11 protein-coding genes are annotated in these 13,657 nt (G+C 68.0%); 5 read left to right on the forward strand and 6 right to left on the reverse strand.

The features are described from left to right. The 4 genes from ON22_RS00475 to ON22_RS00490 all read right to left on the reverse strand — a co-directional run. Positions 1-390 (reverse strand): PPE domain-containing protein (locus ON22_RS00475; protein WP_043739702.1); only part of this gene is annotated, 390 nt, incomplete at its 3' end. A gap of 101 nt (positions 391-491) precedes the next feature. Next, the gene (locus tag ON22_RS00480) at positions 492-824 is read right to left on the reverse strand and encodes a PE family protein (protein WP_033243822.1); all 333 of its coding nucleotides are present in this window, start codon (positions 822-824) and stop codon (positions 492-494) included. 175 nt (positions 825-999) lie between these two features. Then, on the reverse strand, positions 1,000-1,338 hold the full coding sequence (locus ON22_RS00485; protein ID WP_033243823.1) for a metallopeptidase family protein: 339 nt from the start codon (positions 1,336-1,338) through the stop codon (positions 1,000-1,002). Between the two features lie 26 nt (positions 1,339-1,364). After that, positions 1,365-2,648, reverse strand: coding sequence for a septum formation family protein (locus tag ON22_RS00490; RefSeq protein ID WP_231508523.1), 1,284 nt, complete (start codon positions 2,646-2,648; stop codon positions 1,365-1,367). A 155-nt stretch (positions 2,649-2,803) separates the two neighbouring features. Between ON22_RS00490 and serS the strand changes: the two genes are divergently transcribed. The 5 genes from serS to ON22_RS00515 all read left to right on the forward strand — a co-directional run bounded on the left by serS (position 2,804) and on the right by ON22_RS00515 (position 10,238). Then, complete coding sequence (gene serS, locus ON22_RS00495) at positions 2,804-4,066, forward strand: serine--tRNA ligase (protein ID WP_033243824.1); 1,263 nt, start codon at positions 2,804-2,806, stop codon at positions 4,064-4,066. Positions 4,067-4,149: 83 nt separating this feature from the next. Continuing rightward, complete coding sequence (locus ON22_RS00500; protein ID WP_231508524.1) at positions 4,150-6,003, forward strand: putative bifunctional diguanylate cyclase/phosphodiesterase; 1,854 nt, start codon at positions 4,150-4,152, stop codon at positions 6,001-6,003. Between the two features lie 159 nt (positions 6,004-6,162). Beyond that, positions 6,163-7,515 (forward strand): MFS transporter, encoded by a 1,353-nt coding sequence (locus ON22_RS00505; protein ID WP_231508525.1) that lies wholly within the window; start codon positions 6,163-6,165, stop codon positions 7,513-7,515. Positions 7,516-7,850: 335 nt separating this feature from the next. Beyond that, entirely contained in the window at positions 7,851-8,870 is a 1,020-nt protein-coding gene (locus tag ON22_RS00510; protein ID WP_051157009.1) for a DMT family transporter, read from the forward strand. A 93-nt stretch (positions 8,871-8,963) separates the two neighbouring features. After that, positions 8,964-10,238, forward strand: coding sequence for an ATP-binding protein (locus ON22_RS00515; protein ID WP_033243825.1), 1,275 nt, complete (start codon positions 8,964-8,966; stop codon positions 10,236-10,238). 60 nt (positions 10,239-10,298) lie between these two features. Here ON22_RS00515 and ON22_RS00520 read toward each other — a convergent pair whose 3' ends face one another. Both ON22_RS00520 and ON22_RS00525 read right to left on the reverse strand, forming a co-directional pair. Beyond that, the gene (locus ON22_RS00520; RefSeq protein ID WP_033243826.1) at positions 10,299-12,578 is read right to left on the reverse strand and encodes a heavy metal translocating P-type ATPase; all 2,280 of its coding nucleotides are present in this window, start codon (positions 12,576-12,578) and stop codon (positions 10,299-10,301) included. 26 nt (positions 12,579-12,604) lie between these two features. Further along, positions 12,605-13,519 carry a DUF8832 domain-containing protein gene (locus ON22_RS00525; RefSeq protein WP_033244434.1) on the reverse strand — a complete coding sequence of 305 codons (915 nt, stop codon included), beginning with the start codon at positions 13,517-13,519 and terminating at the stop codon, positions 12,605-12,607. Positions 13,520-13,657: the final 138 nt, after the last annotated feature.

Here is a 13,657-nt window from a genome sequence, read left to right on the forward strand (position 1 = left end):
GCCGGTGGTGTGGGCCGCGGCGCGGGCCGCGTTCACCGCCGCGATCTCCGGCAGGCTCGGCATGGCGATCGAGGCCACGGTGTAGGCAGTGGCCTGCGAGGCGGCCTTGGTGCCCAGCGTCGCGGCCATGGCACCCTGCTGCTGTGCCCAGCCGGTGAAACCGACCAGGCGGGCCAGGGCGCCGATACCGTTGACGCTCTGCATACCGACGCCGAGTTCGGCCATCACCCGGACCACCGTGGCATTGGCGTCCACCCATGCGGCAGTGAGCGCGCCCCATGAGGTGGCGGCCGCGGACATCGGGATGGCGTGCGATCCCGCGTTCAGTGCGATCGAATTCCCCTCGGCGAGTCTGGGCAGCCAGAACACCCCGGTGATACCTGCGGTCATGCTTGCTTCTCCCCTTGTGAACTATCGCTGATACTTCGGCGTTCGCGCCACGCGCGCTCGTGGTCTGCGCCGCGGTGCGGCGCTTTTTCGGTCATCGGTGGCTAGACGCTGATCGCGCCGAACGGTGCGCCGGTGAGCGCCAGTACGCCCGCCGAAGCGGCGTCCTGGGCGAGGTATCCGGCGAGTTGGGTACGCAGGATCGCGGCGGTGTGGTGCAGTTCGAGAACTGCCTGCGCAAGCGAGGTCTGGTGGGTGGCGGCACCCTTGTTCATATGCATCGCACCGTGTATCGACGCCTCGTCGGCGCCGGACGGCGCGACATAGGTAGCGGGTACGGTGGCTGCGGCGACCCCGGCCAGCCGGTCGGCGAGCAGGTCCAGTTCGACCGCTGCGGCAAGGATGAGCTCAGGTGTGACGCCGACATTGCCAATCATGTCCTCGACTCCTTCTTGTGGCGGCTCTTGGGCGGAACCACGAGAATTCCCCCTACGAGTACATTGGACGCGATACCCCCGCGAGCGGTTCCATCGAATCCAGAACTTCTTCCGGTGCGGTCCGGCTCCGCGCTTGTGCATCCCCTGCCGGCGCGTCGCGTAGACCAGGCTTAGCTTAACCCCATCCCAACTGATGGAGCCGGTCTTCGTCAATCCCGAAATAGTGTGCGATTTCGTGGATCACGGTGATCCGCACCTCCTCCACCACTTCGTCCTCGTCGGCGCAGATCGACAACAGGGCCTCCCGATAGATGGTGATCGTATCGGGAAGCGAACCGCCGTAATGACTGTCGCGCTCGGTGAGCGCGATCCCGTGGTAGAGCCCCAGCAGGTGCGGATCGTCGGAATTACGCGGTTCGACCAGCACGACCACGTTGTCGATGGCCCGGGACAACTCCGACGGGATCAGGTCCAGCGCATCCCCGACGAGCTCTTCGAAACGGGTCTCCGACATGGCTACCGGCACAGTGACGCTCCGCCTCAGCGCGGCGCGGGCCGCGGTTCCGGCTGCGGGGGCAGCGGCGCCGCACCCGGCAGCGGGGTGGGGGTGGAGCGGCCCGAGTTCGGCGGCGGCACGGGCTCCTGGCCGTCGATCATGATGCGACCACGGGCCGGACCCACGATCGGTGCGAAACCTTCCTGGTCCGCGCCTTTTCCGATCATGCAGTTCAACTTCCGGCTACCGGCCAGCCAGCTGCGCGCATCGATGAAATCGAAGAACACCGTCAGCGTCTTGTCCCGCAGCACGTGCGGGCCGCCGAGATAGTCGTTGGTGGTCCGGCCGCATTCCTCTTCCAGGAACCTGTCCTGATCGTCTTTGGACGGGGGACCGCCGGGGAACCGGGCGGACAGATCGACCGTGGACGCGATTTCGACGGCATGTTCCTGGGCGCAGTCGACGGGATCGGTCGGCAGGTTCTGGCTGATCCCGAGGCAGACGCCGGGCTCGTACACCTTGGACTGGTCGCTTTCGGCCACGCGGCCGGTATTGGGCAGCGGGTTGCCGCTCAGCCCGGGTACCTGCAGACCGCAGCGCAGGATGCGATCGCCGGAGTTGTTCCAGCCGTCATTGCTCGGATACATCAACCCCACCGCGTACTTGCCGCGCGGATCGAACCGGCCGTTGAGGTAGCGCTGGGCTGCGGGCACGCAATGCTCCTCGCGGAGTTCGGTGAGCCGCAGCGAATCCGGCCAGACCGCGCCGGGCCCGAATTCGGAGCCGGGGTACCGGCTCAGATCGACCGTATCGGTGACCTCGAACAGATGCTCCTCGGCGCAATCGAGTTCCACCAGGTCCGAATGGTCCGGTTTGGTCCAGGTGAGGCAATCGCCCGGAGTCACCGATGCGAATACCTTGTCCGCCTTGGCGACCCCCCCGCCCGGACTGCGTGCCTGCAGATTCGAATCGTTGTCGAACCCGCTGAGCATCAGCGTGGCCAGCGCCGCGACGATCGCGCCGACGGCCACCGCGAGCAGACTCCAGCGCAACCGCGGCGCGGGGATCCGTTTGGGCTTGCCTTTGCCGCTCGGCCGCGGACCTGTCGCCGCGCCGGGACGCGACCCCGCCGATCCCGGCCGTTTCCCCCGGCGCGGGGAGCGGGCCGCCGTGGGATCGTGGTCCGGCATTTCGGGGGATGCCGGATCACCGGACCGGGGCCGCGCGGTATCGGTCTTGCGACCGCGGCCCGGGCGGGCGGTACGCGAGCGCAACGATTGGCCGCCACGGAGGCCGGGCCGGTTTGCAGGCTCATTTTCGGAGGACATCGCGGTCCATCATGGCAGCGCCACACCCGAACGTGCCACGAACCCGGCCGATCGGTATGGCGCACTTGTGCGAGAACCGGCCGGAGCGGCCGTGGGGCCGGTGGGGGAGATACTCGGTTGAGGCCGGAAATCCGCGACCATTACGCTGGTCAGCCATGATCGACCTCCGACTCCTGCGCGATGATCCCGAGCTGGTCCGCGCCTCGCAGCGAGCCCGGGGCGAGGACCCGGCACTCGTCGACGCGCTGCTCACGGCCGATAGCGCGCGCCGGTCCGCGATCGCCACCGCCGATAAATTGCGGGCCGAGCACAAAGCCATGGGCAAGCAGGTCGGTAAGGCGAGTAAAGAAGAGCGCCCGGCGTTGCTGGAGCAGGCGCAGCAGATGTCGGCCGAGGTGAAAAAGGCCGAGACCGCGCAGCACGCCGCCGAGGCCGAACTACAGGAAGCGCACCGGGCGATCTCGAATATCGTCCAGGACGGCGCACCGGCCGGTGGGGAGGACGATTTCGTCCTGCTCGAGACCGTCGGCGACCTGCCCGAATTCGATTTCACACCACGCGACCACCTGGACCTCGGTGAGTCACTGGGTGTGATCGATATGGAACGCGGGGCCAAAGTATCGGGCTCGCGGTTCTATTTCCTCACCGGCTACGGCGCGTTGCTGCAGCTGGGGCTGTTGCAGTTGGCGGCGCAGCGCGCGGTGGCCAACGGCTTCACGATGATGATCCCGCCGGTGCTGGTCCGTCCGGAGATCATGGCCGGAACCGGGTTCCTCGGTCAGCATTCGGCCGAGGTGTACCACCTCGAGGAGGACGATCTGTACCTGGTCGGCACCTCCGAGGTGCCGCTGGCCGGGTACCACTCCGGCGAAATCCTGGACCTCGGCGCCGGCCCCAAGCGCTACGCGGGCTGGTCGTCGTGTTTCCGCCGGGAGGCCGGCAGCTACGGCAAGGACACCCGGGGGATCATCCGGGTGCACCAGTTCGACAAGGTCGAGATGTTCGTCTACTGCCGGCCCGAAGACGCCGACGCCGAACATGAGCGACTGCTGGCCTGGGAGCGCGATATGCTCGCCGCCCTCGATGTGCCGTACCGGATCATCGATGTCGCCGCGGGGGATCTGGGCAGTTCGGCCGCCCGCAAATTCGACTGTGAGGCCTGGGTGCCCAGCCAGGGCACCTACCGCGAACTCACCTCGACCTCGAACTGCACCACTTTCCAGGCGCGCCGGCTTTCGGTCCGTTATCGCGACGAGAACGGGAAACCGCAGATCGCGGCGACGCTGAACGGCACGCTGGCCACCACCCGGTGGCTGGTCGCACTGCTGGAGAATCACCAGCAGGCCGACGGTTCGGTCCGGGTGCCCGCCGCCCTGGTGCCGTTCGTGGGCACCGATGTGCTGACCCCGGCGGGCTGAGCGGTTCGGTTCACCGGGTTCGGGGTACCCGATATCCCCGGTTGGGTCGCCGCGCAGTGAACTCGTTGTTTAGGCTGTTCATCGTGCGAGGAAGCGGGTCTCGCGGCGATACCCGGACTCGGGTGCGGGCCGCGTCGGGTGTGGCGACGGCCATGGTCATGTCCCGGACCACCGGGGCGTTCTACGTCATGGGTGGTGCGCTCGGCCTCCTGGTGACAGCCATTGCGCCCACCCAGGTGCTGTATCCGGGCGACGAGGGCAATCGTGTTCTGGTCGGCTCGGCCGCGGCCGTGGCGCTTCTGCTGGGGATAAGCCTGCTCGGCTGGGGTCCGCGGATGCCGCATTGGCTGCACCACGGCTACGTCGTGCTGGCGACCGTCCTGGTGACCATCGCCGTGCACTCGTTCCCCAATACCGTCGCGGCGATCACCCTGGCCTCGTTCTATGTCTTCGTCGCCTGTGACGCCGCGCTGTTCTTCGCCTGGTCGCAGGCCGCGGCCCATATCGCCCTCTGTATGGCGCTGTGCCTGTGGGTGCTGCCGACACGGACGGGTCTGCCGTGGTGGTCGGGCTTGATTCCGGCGGGAATCACCTTCGGCGTCGGCGTCGTGGTGGGCATCCTCACCCGGATGGCGTCCGAGGCCGATATCGATACGCTGACCGGGTTGCTCAACCGGCGCGGTTTCGACCGAGCCCTGAACAACGCCATCGAACACGCCGACCGCTCGGGTCAGGCATTGGCGCTGGTGCTGGTCGATCTGGACCGGTTCCAGAAGGTCAACGATCATCTCGGCCATCGCGCCGGTGACGCGGTGCTGCAGAAGGTTGCCGATACCTGGGCCGGATTGCTGGGACCGGGGCAGCGGCTGGCCCGCTACGGCGGCGATGTTTTCGCGGCGTTGCTGCCGGGCACCACCGAACAGGCGGCCATCCTGCTCACCGAGCAGTTGCGGGCCGCGGTGAGCACCGGATGCTCGGCGGGAGTCACCTCTTGGCAGACCGGGGAATCGGCCTCCCTGCTGGTGAGTCGTGCCGATGTGGGTCTTTACCGGGCCAAGCAGTCGGGTCGCAACCGGACGGTACTGGAATCCGGGCATCGCACCCCCCTGGCGGTGGAACTGCGTGAAGCCATCGACAACGGCAACCTCGACGTGCACTACCAGCCGATCGTCAGCCTCAGCGACGGCGGCGAGAAGGCGGTCGGGGTGGAGGCGCTGTTGCGCTGGTCGTCGAGCGCGCAACCGGATGTCACCACCGAAGGTCTGATCCGGGTGGCCGAGGAGTACGACCTCATCGCAGATCTGGACGAACTGGTGTTGCGCCGGGCCTGCGCCGATGCCGCCCAGTTACAGGAAACGTTCGCCGCGCTGGAACTCACCCTGAACGTGAACGTCAGCGGGCTCGAACTCGCCGAAACCGGGTACGCGGACAAGGTCGCCGGAATCCTGGAGAGCACCGGCTGGCCCGCCGATCAGCTGGTGCTCGAGGTGACCGAAACCGAACTGGCCGCCGAATCCGATACCGCGATCGCGAATCTGCACACCCTGCGCGACCGGGGCGTTCGAATCGCCATCGACGATTTCGGTACCGGTTACTCCTCGCTCAGCCGGTTGGCGACCCTGCCCAGCGATATCATCAAGGTCGACCAGTCGTTCGTGGCCGCCATCCGCTCCGATTCCCCGGCCCCGCCGCTGCTCGGTGTGATCGCGGCGCTGAGTAAATCGCTGGACCTGCAGGTCATCGCGGAAGGTGTGGAGACCGAACATCAGGCGGCCGTGCTCACCGAGCTCGGTTTCGCACTGGCCCAGGGGTACCACTACAGCGATTCGCATCCGGTGGCCGATCTGATCAGCGATATGAACCGGGGGCTGGGTGCCGCTAATACCCGGGCGCTCGGCATCGGCTCGGAAGAACAAAATGGCTGGGTGCCGCTCTGAGCCTCCTGGCCACGCCCGGTGATTCGCCGGTGCCCGAGCCCGCCGGGCGGTGAGGTCACCGCGGCCCGAGTGGTCGGGAGTAAAGGTCTTGACCCGAGGGCCCGCTGCCGCAAAGCTGATCGTATGCGTTTGGTCATCTACAACTGTTGACACCGGCGGGTGAGCCCCGGGCGGAATACCGGGCTGCGCGCGCTGACGCTGCGCGCGACGCTGTTCGCCGCGACCGGGGACCTGATTCCGTACTACGCGCTGTACGCGCTGCTCTTCGCCGATCACGGCTTCGGGCCGGGACAGATCTCGCTGCTGCTCGCGCTCTGGTCGGTGACGGCCTTCGTCTGTGAGATCCCCTCCGGGGCGTGGGCCGATACCGTCTCGCGGCGCGGCCTGCTGGTCCTCAACGGCTTCCTGATGGCCACGGGGTTCCTGCTGTGGACGATCGCGCCGTCATTCCTCGGGTTCGCGCTCGGTTTCGTCCTGTGGGGTGTGGCGGGTGCGTTGCGGTCGGGGACCTTCGAAGCGCTGCTGTACGACGAACTCACCGTCCGTAGTGAATCTCGCGCTTATGCCCGCGTTATCGGTTACACCCGGTCGGCGAGCGAATTCAGCGCGGTGATCGCGATACTCGCCGCGACCCCGCTGTATCTGTGGGGCGGTTACGAGCTGGTCGGCTGGGCCAGTGTCGGCTGCGCGGTCGTGCACACGGCTCTGGCCCGGAGCCTGCCGGCGGCGCCGAGGTCGGTTTCGGCGGCCGACGTCGCCGAACTCGAAGAGGACGAGCGCGACGGGACCGACTCGGATACTGCGGGTGCCGCCGTGCTCACCCCGGGCCCGCGACCGGCCACCGCCGACCCCGTCACCAGCGGCCACGGCTCGATCCGGCGGTACCTGCACATGCTGCGGACCGGTGTCACCGAAGCGGTGCGGATCCGGCGGGTGCGTCACGGTGTAGGGCTGCTCGCGCTGCTGTACGGGATCACCGCCTTCGACGAATACTTCGCCCTGCTCGCCGGTGAGGCCGGTGCCGCGACCTCGGTGGTGCCGGTCCTGGTCGGCGTGACCGTCGTCGGTTCGCTGCTCGGTTCGCTGCTGGCCGGCCGGACCGAAGCGATGCGGGCCCGCACCATGGCCTGCGCGCTCTGCGCGGCGGCTGTTCTCTTCGGCGCGGGCGCGCTGCTCGCCGGTGCGGCAAGCCGCTGGCCGGGAGCTGTGTATGTGCTCGCCGGCCTCGGTTTCGCGGCGCTGGCTGTTTCCTACGGCATCGTCTACAACGCCGGTATCGTCGCGGAAGCACGATTACAGGACTCCATCACCGGACCGGCGCGGGCGACCGTGATGTCGGTTGCCGGGCTGTCGGAGGAATTGGTTTCCCTGGCGGTCTTCGGCTTCGTCGGCCTGATGGCGATGTGGTTGCCGATCTCCGTGACCCTCGCGCTGCTGGGTATCGCCCTCGCCGCGATCGCTGTCCTGGCGCCGGCGTGGTTACCGGGACAGGCCCGCTGTATCGGCCGGTGACGTCCGGGAACGCGGCGGCACCACCATGGGAATCTCCTCCGCGGGCGGGCGGCGCAGCCGGCGTACGCATCGCTCAGCGCTCGGCAGCACTCAGTCGGCGCCCGGTGCCGAGAGAACCGGCGTTCGGCGGTTTTCCGGGAGCCGGTCCGTATCGGCACAGTGATCGGTCGCCGCGTTGTCCGGGCGAATGGTCGACAGCGGATCGGGCCGGGCAGCCGGCACTTGTAAAAGGTGAGCAAGGAACACGCGCACCCCCGTCCACCCGTGGTCGAGCGTATGCCCGGCCCTCCGTCGGCGTCCGAGGTGCACGGGCCGGCGTCGGTAGGGTTCCGATCATGGTGTTGCGGCGGTGGGGTCTCGGGCTGGGATTGCTGATCGGAGCCGGGGTCGCTGTGCAGGGGCGGATCAACGGGGAGCTCGGTGCGCGGCTGGAAGACGGTGTCGCGGCGGCAGTGGTGAGTTTCGGCAGTGGCTTCGTGCTCCTGCTGATCGCGGTGGCGTTCAGTGCTCGACTGCGGTCGGGGCTGCGCGGGGTGCGGGCGGCGCTGGCCGCGGGGGAGCTGCGGTACTGGCAGTTGCTCGGCGGGCTGTGTGGGGCGTTGTTCGTGGCGAGTCAATCGCTGGCTGTGGCCGCCGTCGGTGTCACGGCGTTCACCGTGGGCGCGGTATCCGGGCAGTTGGTGAGCAGTCTGGTTGTGGACCGGCTGGGGATCGGGCCGCAGGGCCGCACTCCGGTGACCGTGGCTCGGCTCGGCGGGGCGATTCTGGCGGTGGGTGCGGTGCTGCTGGCCGCGTCCGGTGGGGCGGGAACGGACGGGGCGACGACGGCGTCCTGGCTCGGTGACGTCGCCGGGCCGGTTCTGTTGATCCTGCCGGTGCTGGCGGGGATCGGGCTGGCGTGGCAGCAGGCGTGGAACGGGCGGGTCGGTACGTCCGGTAGCCCGTTCGCCGCCACCGTGATCAACTTCGGTATCGGCCTGCTGGGTCTTCTCGTCATCGAAGCGCTGGTACTGGTCCGGGTCGGAGCTCCTGCCGAGTTCCCCCGCGAACCCTGGCTCTACCTGGGCGGCGCGATCGGAGTGCTGTTCATCGCGGCCGGGGTGCTGGTCGTGCGCTGGGTGGGGGTGCTGCTGATGGGGCTCAGCACTGTGGCCGGCCAGCTCACGACCTCGGTGCTGCTCGACTGGCTCCTGCCCGCGGGCGCTGCGCTGTCGCCGGCGAAGTTGGTCGGCTGCGGACTCACCCTCGCCGCGGTGGTCGTCGCGACCCTGCAGTCCGGGCGGTCCGAACCTCCCGCGAACACGGAAACGGCACAGACCCGCGGTCGGTCCGGCAGCAGGCATGGCAAGCGGTAGTGCTGAATCATCGCGAATGAAATGCGCAAAAGGTAGTCTAGAAATGCGGCATTCGGTAGCGTAGCAAGCCTGCAAACGGTATCGTAACGGACTGTGAACGGCTACCGGAGACGGATCATCGATACGGAGCTGGATGAACTGTTGCCGGGGCTGGCAGCGGTGGCGGTCGAAGGTGCCAAAGGCGTCGGCAAAACGGCTACCGCCCAGCGTAGGGCCGATATCGTCTACGCACTGGACGACAACGAGCAGTGGCAATTACTGTCCGCGGACCCGGGGCTGGTGGCACGGGGGGACGGTGCGGTCCTGATCGACGAGTGGCAGCGCCTTCCCGCAGTATGGGACACCGTGCGGCGCAGCGTGGACCGGGACCCGCGGCCCGGACGTTTCATATTGGCAGGCAGCGCTCTGCCGGCCGATACGCCGATGCATTCGGGGGCCGGCCGGATCGTGCAGGTGCGGATGTGGCCGATGAGCTTGGCGGAACGTGGGATCTGCGAAACCACTGTCAGCTTGCGTGATTTGCTGTCCGGGAACAAAAGTCCCATCGAGGGAGAATCCCCGGTCAATCTTCCCGAGTACGTGGAAGAAATTGTGGGATCCGGTTTTCCGGGTATACGTCCGCTGCCGGACCGTGCTCGGCGCGCCCAGTTGGATGGTTACATCGCCCGGATCGTCGAGCGCGATTTTCCGGACCAGGGGCATCAGGTACGCCGCCCCGCGACCTTGCGCGCCTGGCTTACCGCATATGCGGCTGCAACCGGAACAACGGCCGCCTACAGTGCCATCCTGGACGCGGCAACTGCCGGTGAAACCGAGAAGCCGGCCAAAACGACGACCATTGCCTACCGCGACGTTCTGTCGCAGTTGTGGCTTCTCGACCCTGTGCCCGGCTGGCTTCCGGTCGACAACGCTTTCAGCAGACTTGCCCAGGCGCCGAAACACTACCTGGTCGACCCCGCACTGTCGGCGCGGCTGCTCGATCTGACATCGCAATCACTACTGTCCGGCGTCGGCAGCCGTGTAAAAGTCTCCTACAGTGCGAACCTTCTCGGCCAGCTTTTCGAAGCGCTCATGGCGCTCAGCCTCCGAATCTATGCACAGGTGAACGAGGCCCGACTGCAGCATATGCGTACTCGATCAGGTGATCACGAGGTCGATTTCATCGTCACCGGTCCCGGGGGGCGGATTGTGGCCCTGGAAACCAAGCTCGCGGCGACTGTCGACGAAAAAGATGTAAAACATCTGCGCTGGCTGGGGTCGAAGCTCGGCAATCAGCTGGCCGACGCAGTGCTGATCACCACGGGCACTTACGCGTACCGGCGACCCGATGGTATCGCGGTGGTGCCCGCGGCGCTTCTCGGTCCGTAGACCTCGTCGCAGCAGAAAGGGCCGGGACACCTCGAAAGGTGCCCCGGCCCTTGCCGCCGGTCAGTGGGTCGGCCGGAACCTGCGCAGCCGCAGGCTGTTGCTCACCACGAACACCGAGGAGAACGCCATCGCGGCGCCGGCCAGCATCGGGTTGAGCAGGCCCGCCATGGCCAGCGGGATCATCGCCACGTTGTAGCCGAAGGCCCAGAACAGGTTGCCCTTGATGGTGCCGAGGGTGCGCCGGGCCAGCCGGATGGCGTCGGGGGCGGCGGTGAGGTCGCCCCGGACCAGGGTGAGGTCGGCGGCCTCGATGGCGATATCGGTGCCGGTGCCGATGGCCAGGCCGAGATCGGCGCGGGCCAGGGCGGCCGCGTCGTTCACGCCGTCACCGACCATGGCGACGGTGCGGCCTTCACCTTGCAGCCGTTCGATCACCGCAACCTTGTCCTGCGGCAGCACCTCGGCGATCACCTCGTCGATACCGACCTGCCGGGCGATGGCCTTCGCCGCGGTGGTGTTGTCGCCGGTGAGCATGATCGGAGTGAGGCCGAGGGCCCGAAGCCGGGAAACCGCTTCGGCGGAAGTCGGTTTCACGGTATCGGCGACCACGAGCACGCCGCGGGCCTTACCGTCCCAGCCGATCGCCACCGCCGTCCGGCCTTCGGCTTCGGCCGCGTGCATCGCGTCACGCAGGCCGTCGTCCAGGTTCAGGGCGTAATCGGCGAGTAGTCCGGTGCGACCCACGATCACGGCGTGACCGTCGACCACACCCTCCACGCCGAGCCCGGCGTTGTTGCGGAAACCCTCCACCGGCAGCAGTGCGCCGATCCGCTGGCGAGCGCCGTCCGCGATGGCCTTGGCGATCGGGTGTTCGGAGGAATCCTCGAGCGAACCCGCCAGCCGCAGCACCTCGTCGGTGCTCTCGCCGGCCGCGGCCACCACATCGAGCAGCGCCATCTTGCCGGTGGTCACGGTGCCGGTCTTGTCCAGGATCACGGTGTCCACCCGGCGGGTGTTCTCCAGCACTTCGGGACCCTTGATCAGGATGCCCAGCTGCGCACCGCGACCCGTGCCGACCATGAGCGCGGTCGGGGTCGCCAGGCCCAGCGCGCACGGGCAGGCGATGATCAGCACCGCCACCGCCGCTGTGAAGGCCGCCGCCACCGAACCGCCGGTGCCGAGCCAGAACCCGAGGGTGGCCACGGCGAGCGCGATCACGATCGGGACGAAAACCCCGGAGATCCGGTCGGCCAGCCGCTGGGCCTGCGCCTTTCCGGATTGCGCGTCCTCGACCATCCGGGCCATCTGCGCGAGCTGGGTGTCCGAGCCGACCCGGGTGGCCTGCACGGTGATGCGACCGCCCACGTTCACGGTCGCACCGGCGACCGAATCTTGCGGCCCGACTTCGACCGGCACGGATTCGCCCGTCAGCATGGAAACATCCACCGCGGACGAGCCGTCCACGATCACACCGTCGGTCGCGATCTTCTCACCCGGCCGGACCACGAAACGGTCGCCGGCGGCGAGCTGTTCCACCGGTATCCGCTCTTCGGTCCAGCCGTCCGAGCCCGCGGGGCGCAGCACCGAAACCTCTTTGGCGCCGAGCTCCAGCAGGGCCCGCAGCGCGGCTCCTGCGCGACGTTTGGACTTCGCCTCGAAGTACCGGCCGGCCAGGATGAAGGTGGTGACGCCGGCCGCAGCCTCCAGGTAGATGCTGCCCGTACCGTCCATCCGCGCGATCGTGAATTCGAACGGGTGGGTCATGCCGGGGGTGCCGGCGGTGCCCCAGAACAGCGCGTACAGCGACCAGCCGAACGCGGCCAGGGTGCCCAGCGATACGAGGGTGTCCATGGTTGCGGTGGCGTGCCGCAGATTCGTCAGCGCCGCCCGGTGGAACGGCAGCGCGCCCCAGACGACGACCGGTGCTGCCAGCGTGAGCGACAGCCATTGCCAGTTGGTGAACTGCAGTGCCGGGATCATCGCCATGGCGATCACCGGGACCGTGAGCACCAGGGAGACCAGCAACCTGGTGCGCAGGGAATCGGTGGGGTCGGCCGGTTCGGTGGCGGCTTTTTCCTCGGCGGGCGGCTGTGGCAGCGCGGCTGTGTAGCCGGTCTGTTCGACCACGGCCACCAGGTCGTCGGGGGTGAGGTTTTCCGGGAAGTGGACGCGGGCCTTCTCGGTCGCGTAGTTGACCGTCGCGGTCACGCCGTCGAGCTTGTTGAGTTTCTTCTCGATACGGTTGGCGCAGGAGGCGCAGGTCATCCCGCCGATCACCAGTTCGACCTGTTCGGTCGACGGTTGGGCGGTGGACGTCTCACGGGGTGTCTGTGTGGTCATGGTTTCGCTCGCTCCGTGGGGCCGGATCAGTGGCCGTGGCCGGGGTCGGTGGGTTCGGGTGCCGGTTGCGGGGCGCTCGTACCGGGTGCGACCGGTTCGGTCAGCTCGGCCCGGTGCACGGTTCCCGCATGCCGGAATTCGAAGAACAGCCGGTAGTCCCCGGTGCTGGGCGCCGTTACCGCGAAACGCACGTCCGGACCGGCCGGGGTGGTTCCGTCGCCGGGATGTCCGGCCGGGTGGACGTGGAGATAGCCGAGGTCGGCGGCGCGCAGGGCCACGAGATGACCGTACGCCCCCAGGTAGGGCTGTAGATCGGTGACCGGTTGCCCGTTACGTGAGACCGTGAGGGTGAGGTCGGTGGACCGTCCCGCCGCCATGGTTCCGTTCAGTTCGACCGTGTAGTCACCGGTAGTCGCGGTGGTGGCGGTGGCGGGCAATGCCTGCGGCGCGTACCGGCCCGCGACCCGCAGGTCGGTCCCGAGCGTGAACGGCTGCCCGTCGGCGGTGACGAAATCCGCGAAGACCCGGTAGTCGCCGGCGCGGCCGAGGTTCACCGGCGCGCTCCAGGTGCCGTCGGCGCCGAGCGTGGGATGCAGATGCTGATACCCGGTCATATCGCGGCGTACCAGGATCAGGTGCAGGTCTTTCTCGTGCTCGGTCGTGTATCGCAGCACCGGCCGGCCCGCACTGTCCTCGATCCGGAAGCGCAGTGTGGCGTCGCGCCGGGATTCGGTGATCGGGTCCGTCACCACCAGCGTGTATCCGCCGGCGCTGTCGGTCAGGCCGCCCGGACCGGCGTGCGTGTCCGGTTCCGGCGCGGCGGTGTCGTGGGTCTCCGGTTCGCTGTCGGGTGTCCCCACGAGGGTTCCTACTCCCATCGCGACTCCGAACAGCGCGACAAGTCCGAGCGCGAAGCCGGCGAACTTGGTCGACGTATTCATCCGATGCTCCATCCAACGGTTTCCAGGCGGTCCGCGCCGCCTCCGTTCTTTACGGTACCCCCCTAGGGTATTTTGTCAACAGGTGAGGTGAGAGGCGTCGGTAGTTGTCCCTATCGACGGCCTCCGGCGCCCGGCGGG

The organism is Nocardia carnea NBRC 14403, from assembly GCF_000308515.1.
Taxonomy (GTDB): domain Bacteria; phylum Actinomycetota; class Actinomycetes; order Mycobacteriales; family Mycobacteriaceae; genus Nocardia; species Nocardia carnea.

What these genes read in the sequence shown, in the direction of transcription:
- ON22_RS00480 (WP_033243822.1), bottom strand. Translation starts at nt 824, where the DNA reads ATGATTGGCAATGTCGGCGTCACACCTGAGCTCATCCTTGCCGCAGCG.
- ON22_RS00485 (WP_033243823.1), bottom strand. Translation starts at nt 1,338, where the DNA reads ATGTCGGAGACCCGTTTCGAAGAGCTCGTCGGGGATGCGCTGGACCTG.
- ON22_RS00490 (WP_231508523.1), bottom strand. Translation starts at nt 2,648, where the DNA reads ATGTCCTCCGAAAATGAGCCTGCAAACCGGCCCGGCCTCCGTGGCGGC.
- serS (WP_033243824.1), top strand. Translation starts at nt 2,804, where the DNA reads ATGATCGACCTCCGACTCCTGCGCGATGATCCCGAGCTGGTCCGCGCC.
- ON22_RS00510 (WP_051157009.1), top strand. Translation starts at nt 7,851, where the DNA reads ATGGTGTTGCGGCGGTGGGGTCTCGGGCTGGGATTGCTGATCGGAGCC.
- ON22_RS00520 (WP_033243826.1), bottom strand. Translation starts at nt 12,578, where the DNA reads ATGACCACACAGACACCCCGTGAGACGTCCACCGCCCAACCGTCGACC.
- ON22_RS00525 (WP_033244434.1), bottom strand. Translation starts at nt 13,519, where the DNA reads ATGAATACGTCGACCAAGTTCGCCGGCTTCGCGCTCGGACTTGTCGCG.